Source organism: Halorubrum sp. B52, from assembly GCF_059752555.1.
On sequence record NZ_MWTG01000008.1, the window covers coordinates 403,951 to 421,131 of the forward strand.

The window sequence follows — 17,181 nt, forward strand, 5'->3', positions numbered from 1 at the left end:
TTACTTCGGCGGTCGCAGCATGTAGTACCGCCGGTTCAGGTCGTACATGTACCCCTCACGCATCGTCTTCAACACCGCGTAGGTGATGATGCCGCCGACGACCGGCAGCATGAACGTCAGCGTGAGCAGCAGGTTGAGCGAGATCGGGAAGAAGTTCTGGATCGCGAGCGCCGCGAGCGTGAACGACAGGACGACGCCGGTCACGCCGACGGCCGCCCAGAACGGCTGCTCGACGGGACGCCGCGCGCCCCCCTTGTTGAGGAACGGCACGAGCGTGATGGTACCGAAGACGATCCCGTGAGCGGTGATCCCGAGGAACTCGTTGGAGATGGCGATGTTGCCGCCGAGCACCGCGAGGTTCGGGTTGAGCGGGTTGAGCTTCAGCAGGCCGAACGACCAGTAGAGGTACCAGTCCGGCAGGATGATCGCGGGCGTCGAGCCGGGGTTCGCCGGCTCGCCGTAGTGCGCCGGCATCAGCGCCGCGACGAGGATCAGAATCCCGACGAAGAAGCTCGTGATGGCGAGGTTCCGAAGCGTCTCGTGGGGCCACGTGGGGAAGCCGAGCACGTCGCGCTCGACGTACGTCGACTCCGCGCGGAGGTCCTCGTCCTCGCGGCGGGAGCGCTCGAAGTACTGGTAGGTGAGCTGGGCGAGCCCACTCGTGTGCTCTTTGCGTTCGCTCCAGGTCGGCGTCTCGTCGTCCGGCGGCACGGTCGCCGGCGGGCCGCCGTCGGTGCGCGCCTCCTCGTCGGTGCCTCCGTCCGTCATGGGGGTTGTGTCGTCGGTCATTGGATTAGTGCGGCTCGGCGATCCCCTGCACCCAGACGATGCCGACGTGGAGCGCGATAAGGCCGGTCACCACGAACGGCAGCACGAAGACGTGCAGGATGTACATTCTCACCAGCGTCGCCTGTCCGAGCGTGAAGCCGCCGAACAGGAGCTGTGCCGCCCACTCGCCCACGATGGGCGTCGCGAGCGCCATCTCGACGCCGATCTGTGCGGCCCAGAACGACAGCTGCTTCCACGGGAGGACGTACCCGGAGAAGCCGAACAGGAGCGTCAGGCTGATGAGCACGACCCCGAGGACCCAGTTGACCTCGCGGGGCTCCTTGTACGACCCGGTGAAGTAGACGCGGAGCATGTGCAGGAACACCGCGGCGACCATGAACTGGGCCGCCCAACTGTGGATCGAGCGGAGCATGAACCCGAACTGGACGTCCGTCATGATCATCACGACGGAGTCGTACGCGGCCGTCGGGTCGCCCTGTGCGGCGGCGCCGGCGGTCGACGGAGAGTAGTAGAACCCGAGCAGTGCGCCCGTAACCGCCGCGACCAGATACGCGATGATCGACAGCGACCCGAGCGAGTACAGGGGGTACCAGTACCAGAACTTGTTGTCGAGGTCGTACTGCTCCGTGTGGCTCTTCGGCATCTGCATGTTCGCGCGGTAGTACATCGTCTCCAGCAGCTCGAGGTAGTCGACGATGCGGAGCCGCTTGTCGAGCCAGATGAGCGTGGTGAGGAACGCGGTCTCGATGACCGTCAGGTCCTGCTCTTTGAGCCACGCGTTGTGGTCCATATCGTCTTGTTTTTTGAGACTCATTGTGTTACTTCTTGTAGTACGGGTAGACCGCCCGCTTGACCGTCTCCATCGCACCGTCGGTGTCGATCCCGACGCCGTCTTTGTCCTCCTCGCGGACGTAGAGGTCCTCCCACTTGCGGCGGCGCTTCTTCACGATCATCACGTCGGGGAGGAACTCCTTGCGGTACAACAGAAGGATGAAGGCGAGGTCGATGAAGATCATCGCCAGCAGCGCACCGGCGAACATGTTGCCGAACTCCGTCGAGGCCCAGGCGGACATGAGCCCGTAGACGAACAGAGACACGAATACGACCTCGATGACCGTCAAGAGCACGATGGCGATCGCCGCGGCCGTGCTCTCGCGGGCCGGCTCGTACCGGTGGATGTCACCGTACGAGGAGCCGCCGGAGCTCATTCTCTCCCTCCGTGACCGGTGTGGGCGGACTCGCCGTACTTCAGCAGGTAGAACGTGAACACGAAGGTGAGCGAGATACCCAGCATCGCGGAGATCCCGACCCAGTGGGCGTGGAGCGGAACGCCGACCTTGGCGATGTCCTCCGGCCACCCGGTGTTCGCCCCGCCGGTCTCGACGGTGGCGACGTCCTCACCGACGGCGATACCGCCGTGCATACCGACTGGGACGTGGGGGGCACAGGCGTAGTGAGTGATGCCGGCGTCCTCGCCCGATGTCTCGTACTCGTACGTGTACCCTTCCTCGCCGACTGGATCGCCGCTGTCGAGCGAGGCCGGGCCCTCCTGTGTGACGACGTTGTGGCTCCCGCCGGCCCCGGTCCACTCCCAGACGATGGTCGTCCCCTCGTCGACCCAGACCAGCGTCGGGTCGAACGCGAGGCCGCTGCTGCCGGCGCCGACCGAGATGGTCACCGAGTCCTGCCCGCGGGCGTCGGTGTACGACCCGACGTTGCCGCTCGACGCGCCGCTCGGCCAGTCGGGCTGTACCTCCTGTGCAGCCACCGTTCCGGTCGCCCCGGCGGAGGCCGCGACGGCGGCGGTCGCGCCGCCGGCCGTCCGCACGAAGTCCCGCCTTTTCATACGGTTTCACTCAGGACGGGGTCCGCTTAAACCCTCCGACTGAAACCGCCGACGTGGAGGAGTTTGGAGGGACTGAGACCGCCGAAATCGGCGTAATTACTCGTCTCGGTCGCGGTCGCTCGCGACGGCGTCCTCGTCGGTCACGACACCGTCTTCGACGGGGACGAACTCGGGACGTTCCTTCGCCTCGCGGAGCGCCCGCAGCCGCTCCCGATACTCCTCCGAGCGGAACCGGTCGGAGAGCCGCGCGTTCGCCACCATCACGAACAGGAAGAGACCGATGAGCAGGAACACGATCCCCATCGCGGGCGCGACGATCGTGTCGAGGTCGGTGAGGAACGTCGCGGCCAGCAGCGCCGCGCCGGCGAGCACCTGCACGACCGCGATCACCTGGACCATCAGGTTGCCGAACTCGCCGGACCCATCGGGGACGGTGTCGGGGTGCGGGAGCGACCAGTCCTCGGGCGGCTCCGGCACGTCGTACGACTCCATCGCCGCCAGCGCGACGATCGGCTCGATGTCGCGCAGCACCGTCCCCTGCCCGGCCACCTCGCCGGTCGGGCGGACGATGGCGTACCCCTCGTCGGAGTAGACTAAGATTCGCTCCTCGCCGTCGGCGCGGACCCGCTCCAACACGCCGAACACCTCGCGGCGGGCGATCCGCGACTTGAGCTCCGCCTCGGCGCGCTCGAGCAGGCGGTCGCCCGTGATCCACGAGTCGGGGTCGAAGGCGGCGTCCCACTCCTCGGCGCTCATCCGGGCCATGTCCGACGGGCCGAAGTCGTCGAAGTCGTACTCCTCCTCGACGCGCCGCCTGAGCTCGTCGAGGTCGTCGTCGTCTCCGACGGTCGGTTCCCCCTCGTTCCCGGACGTTTCCCCGCCGGGAGACGCCTCGTCGCCGTCCGGTGCGCCCCGCGCTCGGTCCGGTCTCGGCTCCGACTCCGATCCCGTCGAGGTGTCCTCCATCGTCCGCCCGTACGGGCTCCGGACGCTAACTGTTTTCGTCCTCCGTCCGCCCCCGCACGCGGCGACCGCGCCGGCCGGCTCGGAGGGGACGTCGATCGGATCGGAGTGGACGCGGTCCGGTGCGAGAAGCGGATCGGGGAGTTTTACGCGCCGGAGCCCGAAGCGTCGACAGATGGTAGACGAGTCGGTCTTCGCGGCGCTCGCGGGACTGTCGGTGACGGCGAGTCTCCCCTTCCTGCTGTACGGGGCGTGGATCATGATCGACGCCGAGACGGTGAGCTGGAACGTCCTCACGCACCACCTCCGGTACATCGGCGCGGGGCTGACGTTGACCACCGTCCCGATCGTCGTGTGGATGATCCCCCGCCTCTTCCGGCGGCTGACCGGACTCGCCGTGATCCACGCGTTCCTCGGGCTGCAGGCGTACGCGCTGCTGGCGTTCGCGCTCACGGGTATCGCCCGTATCTTGCAGGCCAAGCGAAACGCCGACGCCTACGAGGACCCCGACGTCGACATCGACGAGATCCACGAGAACATGGGTCACTGGCGCGCCCGGCTCCGCGTCGGCGTGGCCGGGTTCATGCTCCTCTGGCTCTGCGCGTGGGTGACCGGGCTCTACCGGTTCTACTCGATCCACGTCGCCACGGCGCTGTGAGGACGTGAGCGGCGCGGTCGTCTCTCCGCCTCGTCTCGCCGCCGTTTCGCCGACCGACAGCTTCAATCCCGTTTTGCCCCAAGAGAGGGTATCGTGGCAGTCACCTTCGACCTGTTCGGGACGCTCGTCGACGTCGAGTACCCCTCGGACCCAGCGGAGATCGTCGCGCGCGAGCTGGAGTCCCGCGGCGTCGCCGTGCCCGACGACTGGCACGTCGCGTACGGCGAGCGACACGTGGACGCCCCGGCGGGCGCCGAGGTCCCCCTCCCGGCCCACGTCGCGCACGCCCTCGACTCCCGCGGCGTCGACGCCGCGGAGAACGTCGTCCGGCACGCCGTCGTCGCGGCGTTCGACCCGGACGTGACCAGACGCGACGGCGCCCTCGACGCCGTCCGCGACGTCGGCGAGCAGGGGCCCGTCGGCCTCCTCTCGAACTGCGCCGTCCCGGAGCTCGTCTCCAAGACGCTGATCCGCGCCGGGCTCCGCGGCGAGTTCGACGCAGTCACGACCAGCGTCGGCTGCGGCTGGCGGAAGCCCCACCCCAAGGCGTTCGAGGCCGCGGCCGAGGCGCTCGACGTCGCCCCCGAGACCCTGATACACGTCGGCGACGACCCCGCGACCGACGGCGGCGTCGAGGACGTCGGCGGCCGCTTCGTCGACGTGACGGAGACGCCGCTGCCGCGGGTCGCGGCCGAGCTCGAGGCCGAGCCGTAAGCGCGGTTTCTCCGGCCGGCTCGACCGCGCCGCTGCTCCTTCAGTCGTCGGCGTCGCGGTCGAGCCGGTCTTTCCACGCCTCGCCGATCCGCCCCTCTGCGAGGAGTTTCTCCAAGTGCGCGACGACCGTCGCCCGCGCGAGGTCCGCGACGCCGGTCAGGTCCTTCTCGTAGGCGCCCTCGACGACACCGTCCACGTCGCTCGCGCCATCCGCCACCGCCGCGCGGACCGCTCGCTCCCGGTCGAGCCGGTGGTCGATCAGCCGGTCGCAGGCCGCCTCCGGGTCGTCGATCACGGGGCCGTGACCCGGGTAGAGCCGGTTGTAGCCTCCATCACGGACGCGTTCGAGGCTGTCGAGGTAGTCGCGGAGGTCGCCCTCCGGGGCCCCCACGACGACGCTCCCCTCGGCGACGGCGAGGTCGCCGCAGAGCAGCGCGCGGGAGGGGATCCCGCTGTCGGTTTCCTCCCTCACCGCGAAGGCGACGTGGTCCGGCGCGTGGCCGGGCGTGTCGACCGCGCGGACGGCGGTCGGTCCGACGGTCTCTCCGCCTCGGAACGTCTCGTCCGGCTCGACGCCGGTCGCGGCCGCGAAGCGGTCGACGTGGTCCGCGTGCGCGAGGACGGCCGCGCCCGTGAGATCGGCGTACTCGGCGACCGCGCGGACGTGATCGGGGTGGGTGTGCGTGACCGCGATCGCGTCGACGGCGCCTCCCTCCTCGGAAGCGCCAACGCCGACCGCCGCGTCGAGCGCGTCGGTGCGTGCCGCGGGGTCGACGAGGAGCCTCCCGGCGACGTACGCGTTCGTCGTCCCGCCGGGCGCGCGGGTGTCGACCGGGACCGGAACGCGCTCGACCGACGGGTGCGGGTCCGACGGCGCCATCGCCTCAGTCCCCGCGGCCGACCGAGGAGCCGTCGCGTCGGTCGAGGAGGGAGCGAGCGGCCGGACCGGGGCCGGACCCGGCGCGCTCGCGCCCGGGGATCGGCACGTCCACGTCGTCGGCGACGGCGAACCGCGAGAGGTCGGCGACGCCGGCGTCGACCTCGTCGACCGAGCCGTACGGCCGCCCGACGACGACGTCCCCGGCCTTGCTCCGGTTGATCCCGGGGATCGCGGTCAGCTCGGCCATCGACGCCGCGTTGACGTCGAGGGGGTAGGGGACGCCCGTCACGGAGCGGTAGCCGTGGTCGGTGATCGCCACGTCGATGGCGGTGCCGAGCTCGCGCTCGCCGGGGACGGCGACGAGGAGCGCGTACGTCCCGAGCTGGCGGCCGAACGTCTTCCCGTCCTGGTGGTACTCCAGGTGCACGTCGGGGAGGACCGTCCCCGGCGGGACGACCCGGTCGAGCATCGGGTTGTCGACCGTCTCGCGCACCTCGCGCTTGTACGCCTGGAACTGGTCTTTGTGCTCCTTGGCGATGTCGGCGCCCGTCTCGGCCATCTCCGTGCCGGCGAACGCCATCACCTGGCGGATGTTGATCCGGCGGAGCATCAGCCCCTCGTCGTAGACGGTCTGGAGGAACCGCTTGTTGTGCTCGTACGTCTCCGGGCGCTCGCCGGCGAGGCCGTGAACGAGGTTGATCCCCGGGAGGAGCTTCGGGAGCCGAGGCGAGGCGTCCGGGCCGGTCGAGGGGCCGGTCGGGCGGTCGTCGGGGCCGGGCGTCGCCGCCGCGGTGTCGCCCGGCCGCCAGCCGCCCTCCTCGTTGACGACGCGGACGGCCTCTAAACACTCCTCGGCGGTGACGAGCAGGTTGTTCTGCTCCTGCACGACCGGGTCGGCCGATTCCAGCCCGAAGGCGGCGGTGTCGCCGGGCGTGTTGTGCGCGGCGATGACCCGGATCGCCTCGCGGGAGGCCTCGGGGTAGTCGGTGATCGTCACCGGGTTCATGTTGTCGAGGTGGAGCGTTCGCAGGTCGGGCGCGACCTCGCGGATCCCGCCGTACAGCTCTCGCAAGGCGTCGGGGTTCGGCGCCTCGCCGTCGCCGCCGAACGCGAGGATGTCGGCCTGCCGGCCGAGCCGGAAGTGCCTGACGCCGCGGTCCGAGAGCGCGTCGACCTCGTCGACGACCGACCGCGCGTCGCGGAACGCCGGGCTCCCGTACAGCGGCTCCGTGCAGAACGAGCAGCGGTAGGCGCAGCCGCGGGAGGTCTCCATCTCGCAGATGAGGTAGTCGGGGTGGTTCGGGTGCTGCTCGACGACGAACGCCCCCTTCTCCGCCCACCGGTCGATCTCGGCGTTGTCGCGCATCCGGTTGCCGAACCCCTCCAACCCCTCGCTGACGAGGTCGTAGGCGGCCGCCTCAACGTCGCCCATGGCGACGAAGTCGTAGTCGAGGTCGTCGCGCTCGGTCTCGGTCGCGCCCGCGTTCTCCTCGCCGACGCCGAACCGGACCGGCCCGCCGAGCAGCGTGACGCCGTCCGCGGTCCACCCCAGTTCCCGGACCTCGTCCGGCTCGGCCGGGGTCCCGCCGACGTACTTCCCCGGGACCGTCATCCCGCCGACGTACACCATGAGGTCGGCGTCGGCGACGTCGGCGCGCTTCGAGCGGTCGTCGCGCAGCTCGTCGATGGTGTGGTAGGTGATCTGCCCCTCCGGGACGCCCGCGTCGACGAGCGCGCCGGCCGTGTACCGCGGGTACGTCGAGACGTACGGCGGCACCCCGAAGTGCGCCGGCTCGTCGACGTAGCCGTCGACGACGGTGACGGAGAGGTCGGCCGGATCGGGCGGAAGGGAGCCGCGGCCGGCCGCGGGCGAATCGGTCATGTTACCCGTCCGTAGTCGGCCGAGACGGGAAAAGCGTGCGGAAGGACGCGGTGCGACCGGACCCCTCGGGATCGGGGGTGGGTTCGAACCGACCGAAGCGGATTGGGACCGTCCCCCCAACCATTATACGGTCGACCGGTAAGAAGCGGACATGCCGGACGCCGCCGAGGAGACGGTCCGCCTCCTCAGCGTCCCGGAGAGCGGCGATCGCCGTATCTTCGGCACGGACCGGGCGGACGACGAGTTCGATATCGCGGTCGAGCCGAGACCGGACTCGGCCATCGAGCGACTGCGCCGGGAGCCGTTCGACTGCGTCGTCGCCGGGTACGACCTCTCGGAGAGCGACGGGGTCGAACTGCTCAGAGACGTCCGCGACCGCGCCCCCGAGACGCCGTTCGTGCTCGCGACCGCGTCGGGGTCAGAGCGCGTCGCGAGCGAGGCGGTCGCGGCCGGCGTCACCGAGTACGTTCCCCTCGACCGGTCGCGGGGGCCGGACGGCGACGACGGGGACGGCGACGAGGGGCCGACCGCCGACGGTGAGACGCTTCTCGACCGCGTCCGCGCGGCGGTGGACGGCGGGGACCGCGACGGCGGAGGCGCCCGCGAACGCGACAGGCGGCGGCTGGAGACGCTGATCGGCAACCTCCCCGGGATCGTGTACCGCTGCCGGAACACGCCGGGATGGCCGATGGAGCTCGTCCGCGGCGAGGCCGAGTCGATCACGGGATACACCGCGGAGGAGCTCGCGAGCGACGCGGTCGTCTGGGGGACGGACGTCGTCCATCCCGACGAGAGCGAGCGGGTCTGGGAGGTCATCCAGGAGGCGATCGACACGGGAGAGGAGTTCGAGATCACCTATCGGATCCGCGCTCGAGACGGCGGCGTCCGCTGGGTGTGGGAGCGCGGCTGTCTCGTCGAGTCGACCGTCGACGGGACCGCGGTGTTGGAGGGGTTCATCACGGACGTGACGGACCGGCAGGAGTACGAGGCGGAGCTGGAGCGGCGGAACGGGGAGCTGGAGGCGTTCACCAGCGTCGTCTCCCACGACCTCCGAAACCCCCTGTCGGTGGCGAAGGGACGGGTCGAACTGGCGCGGGAGCGGCACGACGACGCCGACCTCGATCACGCCGCTCGCGCGCACGACCGAATGGAAGAGCGGATCGAGCAGCTCCTCACGCTGGCGCGAAACGGGAAGCGGGTGACCGACGCCGAGCCGGTCGACCTCGGCGCCGCCGTCGACCGCTGTTGGTCGGGGATCGAAACGGACGGGGCGACGCTCGACGCCGACGTTGACCTGACCGTCGAGGCGGACCGAGAGCGGCTCGTCCAACTGCTCGAGAACCTCGCGCGAAACGCCATCGACCACGGGGGCGACGGCGTCTCGGTTCGCGTCGGCGAGCTCGACGACGGACGGGGGTTCTTCGTCGCCGACGACGGGCCGGGGATCCCGGAGGGCGAACGCGACCGCGTGTTCGACGCGGGCTTTACCACCGCGGCGGACGGGACCGGCTTCGGGCTCGGCATCGTCTCGCGGATCGCCGAGGCGCACGGGTGGACCGTCGACGCGGTCGAGGGCGACCCCGGGGCGCGGATCGAGGTGCACACCGCTCCGACCGCCTGAGACGGGGACGCGCCCGCCGCCTCCACGCCGTTTAAGCCCTCGCCGCCACAACGGTCCGGTATATGCCATCGACGATGGAGGTCAAGTGCGAGAGCGACGACTGCGAGCTCGACATGTTCGAGAACCACTACACGTACGACGTGCCCGACGACCACGCGGTCGGGGACCTGTCGTGCCCGTACTGCGGCGGGAGCGAGCTCGCCGAGATCGAGGTGTAACCCGTGAGCGGCTTCGTCGAGGCGAGCCGGTCGGCCGTCCGCCGCGTCCTCGAGCGCGTCGGCCGCGGGTGGAGCAGGATGCAGGAGCGCCGGCCGCTCTCGTACGACCTCCTCGAGAGCGACGACGCTTACCTCGTCGTCTTCGACGCCCCCGGCGTCCGCGGCGAGGACCTGAACGTGACGTTCCTCGACCGCACCGTCGAGGTCGAGCTGGACCGGTTCCGCGACTTCTACGACGGCTACGAGATGGTGTTCCCCGGACGCGGCGTCTCGCTCGCCGGGAGCGCGGAGCTCCCCCGCGACGCGAACGTCACGCCGCAGGGCGCGAACGCGACGCTGACCCGCAACGGAACGCTGCAGGTGGAGATCCCGAAGAACGACGACGCGCGGGACGTCGCGGTCGTCGAGGAGGACGAGGCCGACGAGACCGACGACGAGAACTGAGACCGTTTCCGCCTCCCGGCGGTCTCCCGCGCTCCGATCTCACTCTCCCGCCCGCTCTTCCACCGACATCCCCTCCGTGATCTCGAACGCCTCGTCGCCGTCGAACCGGTCGGGGTCGAAGGCCTCGATCCACGGCGACTCGGGAGCCTCGGCGTCTCCCCCGAGCGACGCCAGCACCCCCTCGGCGACGAGCTCCCCGACCGCCGGCGCGCGCATGAAGCCGTGGCCCTGCCAGCCGGCGGCGACGAACAGGCGGTCCGCGCAGTCGTCGTCGGGCCCGTCCCCGGCGTCTCCCGTCCCGCTGACCGGCCCGACGAGCGGGTCGCCGTCCGGCGTCGCCGTGCAGAGGCCCGCCCACGCGCGCTCGACGTCCGGCGCAGCGCCCGGCACGTCGCCGCTCACGGCGTCGAGGCGCTGGCAGAGCGTCTCCGCGACCGAGTCGACGAACCAGCCGTCGCCCTCGCGGTCGTAGCCGTCGGGATCGGCCGCGACCGGCTCGGTGCCGTCGCCGGCCAGCAGGCCGGTCGGGTGGGGTCGGACGTAGACGCCCGCGGTCGCGTCGTACACCATCGGGCCGTCGTAGGCGACCGCGCTCGTCAGCGCCTGCACCCGGTAGGGGACGACCGGGACCGCGATCCCGGCGTCGGCGAGGACGGCCGCGGTGCGCGCGCCGGCGGCGACGACGACCGCGTCGAACGCGCCGGTCTCGGCGTCGCTCCCGCCCGCCGCGTCGACCCGGAGCACCGCGGGATCGCCCTCGGTCAGCGAGACGGCCGTCTCCGTCTCGACGGCGACGCCCTCGCGGCGCGCCCGTCGCCCCATCGCCGCGACGTAGCTCTCGGGGTCGCACCGGCCCGCGTTCTCGGCGACCGCGGCGACCGCGAGGTCGTCGGTCGCGATCGGGAACCGGTCGGCGAGCGCCGCGGGGTCGACCACGGAGACGTCGCGTCCGTGCGAGCGCATCCGATCGACCATCGCGGGGACGGCGTCGGCGTCCGAGTCGCCCTCGCGGACCGCGATCACGTACGGACACGGTTCGAAGGCGAAGCCGGGCAGCGACCGGTCGAACGCTCGGAACCGCTCCATCGCGCGGGCGGCCAGCGCGGCGTCGACGTCCTCGGCGTACGCGTCGTACAGCACGCCGGCGGCGCGCCCGGAGCTCTCGCTCCCGAGCGAGCCGCGCTCGTAGAGGGTCACGTCGGCCCCGCGGGCCGCGAGGTCGGCGGCCGCTGTGACGCCGACGGCGCCCCCGCCGACGACCGCGACGGCGGGCGGATCTCCGTGTTCCTCTCGCGCGGTTCGGGTCATGCGCCCGCCTCTCGCGGAGGCGAGTTAACGGTGGCGCCGGGACGCCACCGACGCGAGCGCGGAGCCGATTCGCCGGCCGGGTGACACGCACGTCCCCGCCCACGTTATGGGCGTCGAGCCCGTGAATCCGGTATGAATCAACTCGTCGACGGCGAGTGGCGAACGGACGCGTACGAGGCGACCGACGAGGACGGCTCGTTCCAGCGCGGCGAGACGACGTTCCGGAACTGGGTCGCCGGCAGCGACGTGCCGGGCCACGTCGACGCCGAGCCGGACGAGCGGTTCCAACCGGAGGCCGGCCGGTACCACCTGTACGTCTCCTACGCCTGCCCGTGGGCGCACCGCGCCCTGCTCGCGCGGTCGCTGCTCGGCCTGGAGGACGCCATCGGCGTCTCGGTCGTGGACCCGTACCGCGCCGAGGACGGCTGGCAGTTCACCCCCGAGAAGGCGGGCTGTACGCCCGACAAGCTCCGCGACAGCGACTACCTCCGCGAGCTGTACGTCGCGGCCGACCCCGACGCCACCTGCCGGGTGACCGTGCCCGTGCTGTGGGACACCGAGGAGGAGACGATCGTCAACAACGAGTCCCGCGAGATCCTCCGAACCCTCTCGACCGCGTTCGACGACCTCGGCAACGGCGTCTCGCTGCTGCCCGGCGACGACGACGAGGCGACCGTCGCCGACGTCGACGAGGTGATCACCGAGATCTACGAGCCGGTCAACAACGGGGTGTACCGCGCCGGCTTCGCGACGTCGCAGGACGCGTACGACGAGGCGATCGACGAGCTGTTCGGCGCGCTCGACCGCTGGAACGACCATCTGGCCGACCAGCGGTACCTCGTCGGCGACTCTCTCACCGAGGCCGACCTCTGCATGTTCACCACGCTGGTCCGGTTCGACCAGGTGTACCACACCCACTTCATGTGCAACAGGAAGTTCATTCACCAGTACGAGCACCTCTGGCCGTACCTCCGCGACCTCTACCAGACCGAGGGGGTCGCCGAGACGGTGAACATGGACCACATCAAGGAGCACTACTACACGACCCATCCGGACGTGACCCCCTCTGGGATCGTCGCGCGCGGCCCGGACCTCGACTGGGAGGCGCCGCACGACCGCGATCGGCTCGGCGGCGAGGCGCCGACGCCGACCGCCGACGACTGAGCCGACGGCCGGGCACCCGCCGACCGCGGCGACAACGGCTTCAAGTGCGCGCTCGTCCCACCGGAGGGTAAGCAATGGAGCCGCCGAACATCGAGCGGTTGGACGAGCGCACCGTCCAGCGCATCGCGGCCGGCGAGGTCGTCGAGCGCCCGGCGAGCGTCGTCAAGGAGCTGATCGAGAACAGCCTCGACGCCGGCGCGACGCGCGTGGCCGTGTCGGTCGAGGCCGGCGGCACCGAGGGGGTCCGCGTCCGGGACGACGGCGTGGGGATCCCGGCGGACCAGCTCGAGGCCGCGGTCGCGGAGCACGCCACCTCGAAGATCGGCGACATCGAGGACCTCGACCGCGGCGTCGGCACCCTCGGCTTCCGCGGCGAGGCGCTGTACACCGTCGGCGCGGTCTCGCGGCTCACCGTCCGGTCGCGTCCGCCGGGCGCAGACGCGGGCGCAGAGATCGGCGTCGACGGCGGCGAGGTCGGCGAAGTCCGGCCCGCGGGCTGCCCCGAGGGGACGACCGTCGAGGTCGCGGACCTCTTTTATAACACTCCCGCCCGCAAGAAGTTCCTCAAGCGGACGGCCACCGAGTTCGACCGGGTCAACACGGTCGTCACCGGCTACGCGCTCGCGAACCCCGACGTCGCGGTGTCGCTGGAACACGACGGCCGCGAGACGTTCGCGACCGAGGGGAACGGCGACCTCCGGTCGGCCGTGCTGGCCGTGTACGGCCGCGAGGTCGCGGAGGCGATGGTGGACGTGGAGTGGGAGCCGGGCGGTTCGGCCACAGACCCCCCGGTCCGCCGCGTCACCGGCCTCGTCTCGCATCCGGAGACGACGCGCTCGACTCGCGAGTACCTCGCCACCTACGTCAACGACCGGTACGTCACCGCGAGCGCGCTCCGCGAGGCGGTGCTGGAGGCGTACGGCGGCCAGCTCGCCCCGGATCGCTACCCCTTCGCGGTGCTGTTCGTCGAGGTGCCGCCCGGCGACGTCGACGTGAACGTCCATCCCCGGAAGCTGGAGGTCCGGTTCGACGAGGAGCCCGCCGTTCGCGCCGCCGTCGAGGAGGCGGTCGAGGCGGCGCTGCTCGATCACGGGCTGATCCGCTCGACCGCGCCGCGGGGGCAGTCGGCCCCGGACCAGACCGAGATCAACCCGGAGGGCCCGGAGGCCGAGGCCGTCGGCGGCGCCGGGACCGACCACGAGCGCGCGGCGCTCGACGGGCGCGACGGCGACGGGGGCGACGCAGGGGGATCCGAGGGGCCCGCGACCGGCGCGGCCGAGCTCGATCCGACGGACGAGGACGCGTGGGCCGTCGGCGACGCGGGCTCGGACGGCGCCGTCGACGCCGGCGGTTCCACCTCCGACTCCGCCGGACTCGGCGAGTCCACCGGCTCTCACGACCTCTCTACCGACCGCCCCTCGCCGCGGAGCTGGCAGTCGGAGCCGGACGACGGAGGGGGGAGCGAGGGAGACGACGGGGCGATGGCCGCCGAGACCGCCGCCGGGGAGGGGGACGGGCTCGGCCGATTCGGTGACGGCGAAGCCGACGCCGGCGCCGATCCGCCGGCCGACGGCGTCACCGATTCCGGAATCGACGGCGTCGCCGGCGCATCCGACGACGTTGTCGGCGCGTCTGACGATGTCGACGGCGCGCCGAACGAGCGACGGCAGCCGGCGACCGAGCCGCGCTCGACCGCGACCGCCCAGCGGACCCTCGCCGGCGACACGACCGAGGCCGCGGAGCGGAGCTTCGACTCCCTCCCGCCGCTGCGGGTGCTCGGACAGCTCCACGAGACGTACGTCGTCGCGGAGGCGCCGGACGGGCTCGTGCTGATCGACCAGCACGCGGCCGACGAGCGGGTGAACTACGAGCGCCTGCGGGAGGCCTTCGCCGACGGCGCCGACGCGCAGGCGCTCGCGGAGCCGGTCCGCGTCGAGCTCACCGCGCGGGAGGCGGCGCTGTTCGACGACTTCGCCGGCGATCTCGCCGAGATCGGGTTCCGCGCCGAGCGCGCGGGAGAGCGCGAAGTGGCCGTCGAGTCGGTCCCGGCCGTCTTCGACGCCGCGCTCGATCCGGACCTCCTGCGGGACGTCCTCTCGGCGTTCGTCGGGGACGCCACCCAGGGCGAGGAGCCGGTTACCGACGTCGTCGACGAGCTGCTCGCGGACCTGGCGTGTTACCCCTCCGTGACCGGGAACACCTCGCTGACGGAGGGGCGGGTCGTCGACCTGCTCGACCGGCTCGACGCCTGCGAGAACCCGTACGCCTGCCCGCACGGGCGCCCGGTCGTGATCCGGCTCGACCACGAGGAGATCGGGTCGCGCTTCGAGCGCGACTACCCCGGGCACGCCGGTCGGCGCGCGGAGTGACCCGGCGGGGACGGCCTTCGCTTCCCGGGCGACCGCAGAGAGGTACGCTTTAGGCGGGCGCCGTGGACCCACGGGTATGGAACGCGTAGCGATCATCGGCGCGTCGATGACCCGGTTCGGGCAGCGCGACGCCTGGGTCCAGGAGCTGCTGGCGGAGGCGGGCGCGGCCGCGCTCGACGACGCCGGCATCGACGGCGACGACCTCGATCACCTGTACGTCTCGAACATGGCCAGCGGCGAGTTCGAGGGACGGACCGGCGTCCCGAACGCGCTCGCTCACGACCTGGCGGCCACGGGGGCGTACACCGCCCGGATCGACCAGACCTCCTCGTCGGGGGGCGCGGGCGTGTACGCCGCGTGGCAGTCGGTCGCCTCCGGCGCGAGCGACGTGACGATGCTCGTCGGCGGCGAGAAGATGACCCACCGGACGACGTCGGAGGCGACCGACGTGATCGCGTCGCTCACGCACCCGGTCGAGTACAAGCACGGCGTCACGCTCCCCTCCTTCGCGGGGCTCACCGCCCGCCTGTACCTCGACGAGTACGACGCGCCGCGCGAGAGCCTCGGCAAGGTCGCGGTGAAGAACCACAGGAACGGCGTGGACAACCCCCACGCGCAGTTTCAGAAGGAGGTCGATCTCGACACGGTGCTCGACTCGCCGGTCGTCGCCGACCCCCTCCGGCTGTACGATTTCTGTCCGATCACGGACGGCTCCGCGGCGCTCGTGTTCTGTCCCGAGTCCGTCGCCGAGGAGTACGCCCCGGAAGACGAGTACGCGGTGATCTCGGGGATCGGCGGCGCGACCGACACCCACGTCGTCCACGAGCGCGCGGACCCGACGACGATGGGCGGCGTCGTCGACTCCTCGGAGATCGCCTACGAGATGGCCGGGATCGGCCCGGACGACGTCGACGTCGCGGAGCTCCACGACATGTTCACGATCCTCGAGTTCCTCCAGAGCGAGGACCTCGGCTTCTTCGAGAAGGGCGAGGGGTGGAGGGCGGTCGAGGAGGGCGTCACCGACCGCGACGGCGACCTCCCGATCAACACCTCCGGCGGGCTCAAATCGAAGGGCCACCCGCTCGGGGCCAGCGGCGTCGCACAGGTGTACGAGATATATCAGCAGGTCACTGGAAACGCCGGTCCGCGGCAGGTCGAGGCCGACACGGGCCTCGCCTGCAACGTCGGCGGGTTCGGGAACTGCGTGACCACCGCGATTCTGGAGGGAAGCAAATGAGCGAGCACGAGACCACGGAGACGGCCGGAAGCGACGAGGAGGCACCGAGCGCCGAACCGACCTTCGAGGCGGCCGAGTACGCGGACGGGACGGTCACCTACCCGCCCCACACCGTGAGCCCGAACGGCGCCGAGCGCGTCGGGACGGTCGACCTCCGCGAGCGCGAGGCTCGCATCGTCACGTGGACGACGTCGACGGCGACGCCGCCGGGCGTCCGCGAGCCCAACACCCTCGCGATCGTCGAGTTCGACATGGGCGAGGAGTACGACGGCCCGGTGGTCCGGGCGCTCGGGCAGGTCGCGCCGCGCCCGGACGCTGACGACGCCGGCGAGTCCGGCGACGTCGACGTCGACATCGGCGACCGCGTCGAACCGGTCTACGCCGACGACCTCCGGGAGCCGGGCGCGGGGATCCGCGAGCCGGAGAGCCAGGAGTGGGACGGCTTCCGGTTCCGGCCGGTCGAGTAGCTAGACGGCCCGCCTCGCAACGGCCTCTCAGGCCCGAAACCGCGACGCCGCCGAGTCGGTGAGCCCGCCGAGCCGCTCCTCGTGGACCCCGTCGAGCGTGTACACGTCGGGCCGGTACCGGATCGCCTCGGCCACCCCGTGGGCCTCCCTGAGCCGGCGTCGCACCCGGTCGACGTCCTCCCGGTCGAAGTAGTTGGGCGTGAACACGAGCACGGCGTGGTCCGTCTCGCCGAACGCCTCGCACCCCGCCCGGGTCGTGACCTTCGCGTCCCAGAACCGCTCGGCCGCGACGTCGTCGACCACCGCCTCCCAGAGGTCGTCGACCGTCTCAGCCGGGCGCTCGACGAGCCACTTCCCGCTTAGATACGTCGTCTCGAGGGCGAGCCGGTCCGCGTCGGCGACGGTCTCGGCGTCGGCCGGGAGCGATCCCTCCTCGCTCTCCTCGACCGCCGGGAGGTCCGCCTCTGTCGTCGCCGCCGGCCGCGTCACGTCGTGTCTCGGGAAGTAACCGTCGCGGGCCTCCCGCGGGAACCCCGTCACGCCCTTGACTCGGAGCCAGTGCCACCCCGCCTCGTCGATCTCGGTCGGTGCGCGGTCGGTGACCATGGTTCGCGTTCCGTC

18 protein-coding genes are annotated in these 17,181 nt (G+C 71.5%); 9 read left to right on the forward strand and 9 right to left on the reverse strand.

The window, feature by feature from the left end:
• From B4V04_RS07810 to B4V04_RS07830, 5 genes are all read right to left on the reverse strand, one after another.
• Positions 1–789, reverse strand: a complete 789-nt coding sequence (locus B4V04_RS07810; RefSeq protein WP_498230615.1) for a cytochrome b family protein — start codon at positions 787–789, stop codon at positions 1–3.
• Between the two features lie 4 nt (positions 790–793).
• Positions 794–1,603 (reverse strand): cytochrome b, encoded by an 810-nt coding sequence (locus B4V04_RS07815; protein ID WP_498230617.1) that lies wholly within the window; start codon positions 1,601–1,603, stop codon positions 794–796.
• Between the two features lie 4 nt (positions 1,604–1,607).
• The gene (locus tag B4V04_RS07820; protein ID WP_498230618.1) at positions 1,608–1,997 is read right to left on the reverse strand and encodes a DUF7318 family protein; all 390 of its coding nucleotides are present in this window, start codon (positions 1,995–1,997) and stop codon (positions 1,608–1,610) included.
• Positions 1,994–2,635 (reverse strand): halocyanin domain-containing protein, encoded by a 642-nt coding sequence (locus B4V04_RS07825; RefSeq protein WP_498170902.1) that lies wholly within the window; start codon positions 2,633–2,635, stop codon positions 1,994–1,996. The genes B4V04_RS07820 and B4V04_RS07825 overlap by 4 nt, the downstream gene beginning before the upstream one ends.
• Positions 2,636–2,731: 96 nt before the next feature.
• The gene (locus tag B4V04_RS07830; RefSeq protein WP_498230620.1) at positions 2,732–3,601 is read right to left on the reverse strand and encodes a DUF7319 domain-containing protein; all 870 of its coding nucleotides are present in this window, start codon (positions 3,599–3,601) and stop codon (positions 2,732–2,734) included.
• 172 nt (positions 3,602–3,773) lie between these two features.
• Here B4V04_RS07830 and B4V04_RS07835 point away from each other — a divergent pair, with 172 nt between their 5' ends.
• Both B4V04_RS07835 and B4V04_RS07840 read left to right on the forward strand, forming a co-directional pair.
• Positions 3,774–4,256 (forward strand): DUF7321 family protein, encoded by a 483-nt coding sequence (locus B4V04_RS07835; RefSeq protein ID WP_498230621.1) that lies wholly within the window; start codon positions 3,774–3,776, stop codon positions 4,254–4,256.
• 93 nt (positions 4,257–4,349) lie between these two features.
• Complete coding sequence (locus B4V04_RS07840; protein WP_498230623.1) at positions 4,350–4,970, forward strand: HAD family hydrolase; 621 nt, start codon at positions 4,350–4,352, stop codon at positions 4,968–4,970.
• A gap of 40 nt (positions 4,971–5,010) precedes the next feature.
• Here B4V04_RS07840 and B4V04_RS07845 read toward each other — a convergent pair whose 3' ends face one another.
• Positions 5,011–5,850 (reverse strand): MBL fold metallo-hydrolase, encoded by an 840-nt coding sequence (locus tag B4V04_RS07845; protein WP_498230625.1) that lies wholly within the window; start codon positions 5,848–5,850, stop codon positions 5,011–5,013.
• 4 nt (positions 5,851–5,854) lie between these two features.
• On the reverse strand, positions 5,855–7,732 hold the full coding sequence (locus B4V04_RS07850) for a radical SAM protein (protein WP_498230626.1): 1,878 nt from the start codon (positions 7,730–7,732) through the stop codon (positions 5,855–5,857).
• A gap of 151 nt (positions 7,733–7,883) precedes the next feature.
• On the opposite strand from B4V04_RS07850, the gene B4V04_RS07855 reads away from it, so the two are divergent.
• From B4V04_RS07855 to B4V04_RS07865, 3 genes are all read left to right on the forward strand, one after another.
• Positions 7,884–9,353, forward strand: a complete 1,470-nt coding sequence (locus B4V04_RS07855; RefSeq protein ID WP_498230628.1) for a sensor histidine kinase — start codon at positions 7,884–7,886, stop codon at positions 9,351–9,353.
• 62 nt (positions 9,354–9,415) lie between these two features.
• Complete coding sequence (locus B4V04_RS07860) at positions 9,416–9,571, forward strand: DUF7559 family protein (protein WP_186311012.1); 156 nt, start codon at positions 9,416–9,418, stop codon at positions 9,569–9,571.
• 3 nt (positions 9,572–9,574) lie between these two features.
• Positions 9,575–10,015: an Hsp20/alpha crystallin family protein gene (locus B4V04_RS07865; RefSeq protein WP_144799494.1), complete on the forward strand. Its 441-nt coding sequence runs from the start codon at positions 9,575–9,577 to the stop codon at positions 10,013–10,015.
• Positions 10,016–10,054: 39 nt separating this feature from the next.
• On the opposite strand, the gene B4V04_RS07870 is transcribed toward B4V04_RS07865, so the two are convergent.
• Positions 10,055–11,323, reverse strand: coding sequence for an NAD(P)/FAD-dependent oxidoreductase (locus B4V04_RS07870; RefSeq protein WP_498230630.1), 1,269 nt, complete (start codon positions 11,321–11,323; stop codon positions 10,055–10,057).
• 132 nt (positions 11,324–11,455) lie between these two features.
• Between B4V04_RS07870 and B4V04_RS07875 the strand changes: the two genes are divergently transcribed.
• The 4 genes from B4V04_RS07875 (at position 11,456) to B4V04_RS07890 (ending at position 16,560) form a co-directional block, all read left to right on the forward strand.
• Entirely contained in the window at positions 11,456–12,487 is a 1,032-nt protein-coding gene (locus B4V04_RS07875; RefSeq protein ID WP_498230632.1) for a glutathione S-transferase family protein, read from the forward strand.
• A gap of 74 nt (positions 12,488–12,561) precedes the next feature.
• A complete protein-coding gene (mutL, locus tag B4V04_RS07880) occupies positions 12,562–14,856 on the forward strand; it encodes a DNA mismatch repair endonuclease MutL (protein WP_498230633.1) in 2,295 nt (764 codons plus the stop codon).
• 76 nt (positions 14,857–14,932) lie between these two features.
• Complete coding sequence (locus B4V04_RS07885; protein ID WP_498230635.1) at positions 14,933–16,093, forward strand: thiolase family protein; 1,161 nt, start codon at positions 14,933–14,935, stop codon at positions 16,091–16,093.
• Positions 16,090–16,560: a PhlB family protein gene (locus B4V04_RS07890; protein ID WP_498230636.1), complete on the forward strand. Its 471-nt coding sequence runs from the start codon at positions 16,090–16,092 to the stop codon at positions 16,558–16,560. Before B4V04_RS07885 ends, B4V04_RS07890 begins: the two co-directional genes overlap by 4 nt.
• A gap of 27 nt (positions 16,561–16,587) precedes the next feature.
• Here B4V04_RS07890 and B4V04_RS07895 read toward each other — a convergent pair whose 3' ends face one another.
• Complete coding sequence (locus tag B4V04_RS07895) at positions 16,588–17,166, reverse strand: putative phosphothreonine lyase domain-containing protein (protein ID WP_498230637.1); 579 nt, start codon at positions 17,164–17,166, stop codon at positions 16,588–16,590.
• Positions 17,167–17,181 lie beyond the last annotated feature (15 nt).

What these genes read in the sequence shown, in the direction of transcription:
- B4V04_RS07810 (WP_498230615.1), bottom strand. Translation starts at nt 789, where the DNA reads ATGACCGACGACACAACCCCCATGACGGACGGAGGCACCGACGAGGAG.
- B4V04_RS07815 (WP_498230617.1), bottom strand. Translation starts at nt 1,603, where the DNA reads ATGAGTCTCAAAAAACAAGACGATATGGACCACAACGCGTGGCTCAAA.
- B4V04_RS07820 (WP_498230618.1), bottom strand. Translation starts at nt 1,997, where the DNA reads ATGAGCTCCGGCGGCTCCTCGTACGGTGACATCCACCGGTACGAGCCG.
- B4V04_RS07825 (WP_498170902.1), bottom strand. Translation starts at nt 2,635, where the DNA reads ATGAAAAGGCGGGACTTCGTGCGGACGGCCGGCGGCGCGACCGCCGCC.
- B4V04_RS07830 (WP_498230620.1), bottom strand. Translation starts at nt 3,601, where the DNA reads ATGGAGGACACCTCGACGGGATCGGAGTCGGAGCCGAGACCGGACCGA.
- B4V04_RS07835 (WP_498230621.1), top strand. Translation starts at nt 3,774, where the DNA reads ATGGTAGACGAGTCGGTCTTCGCGGCGCTCGCGGGACTGTCGGTGACG.
- B4V04_RS07845 (WP_498230625.1), bottom strand. Translation starts at nt 5,850, where the DNA reads ATGGCGCCGTCGGACCCGCACCCGTCGGTCGAGCGCGTTCCGGTCCCG.
- B4V04_RS07850 (WP_498230626.1), bottom strand. Translation starts at nt 7,732, where the DNA reads ATGACCGATTCGCCCGCGGCCGGCCGCGGCTCCCTTCCGCCCGATCCG.
- B4V04_RS07855 (WP_498230628.1), top strand. Translation starts at nt 7,884, where the DNA reads ATGCCGGACGCCGCCGAGGAGACGGTCCGCCTCCTCAGCGTCCCGGAG.
- B4V04_RS07860 (WP_186311012.1), top strand. Translation starts at nt 9,416, where the DNA reads ATGCCATCGACGATGGAGGTCAAGTGCGAGAGCGACGACTGCGAGCTC.
- B4V04_RS07870 (WP_498230630.1), bottom strand. Translation starts at nt 11,323, where the DNA reads ATGACCCGAACCGCGCGAGAGGAACACGGAGATCCGCCCGCCGTCGCG.
- B4V04_RS07875 (WP_498230632.1), top strand. Translation starts at nt 11,456, where the DNA reads ATGAATCAACTCGTCGACGGCGAGTGGCGAACGGACGCGTACGAGGCG.
- mutL (WP_498230633.1), top strand. Translation starts at nt 12,562, where the DNA reads ATGGAGCCGCCGAACATCGAGCGGTTGGACGAGCGCACCGTCCAGCGC.
- B4V04_RS07885 (WP_498230635.1), top strand. Translation starts at nt 14,933, where the DNA reads ATGGAACGCGTAGCGATCATCGGCGCGTCGATGACCCGGTTCGGGCAG.
- B4V04_RS07890 (WP_498230636.1), top strand. Translation starts at nt 16,090, where the DNA reads ATGAGCGAGCACGAGACCACGGAGACGGCCGGAAGCGACGAGGAGGCA.
- B4V04_RS07895 (WP_498230637.1), bottom strand. Translation starts at nt 17,166, where the DNA reads ATGGTCACCGACCGCGCACCGACCGAGATCGACGAGGCGGGGTGGCAC.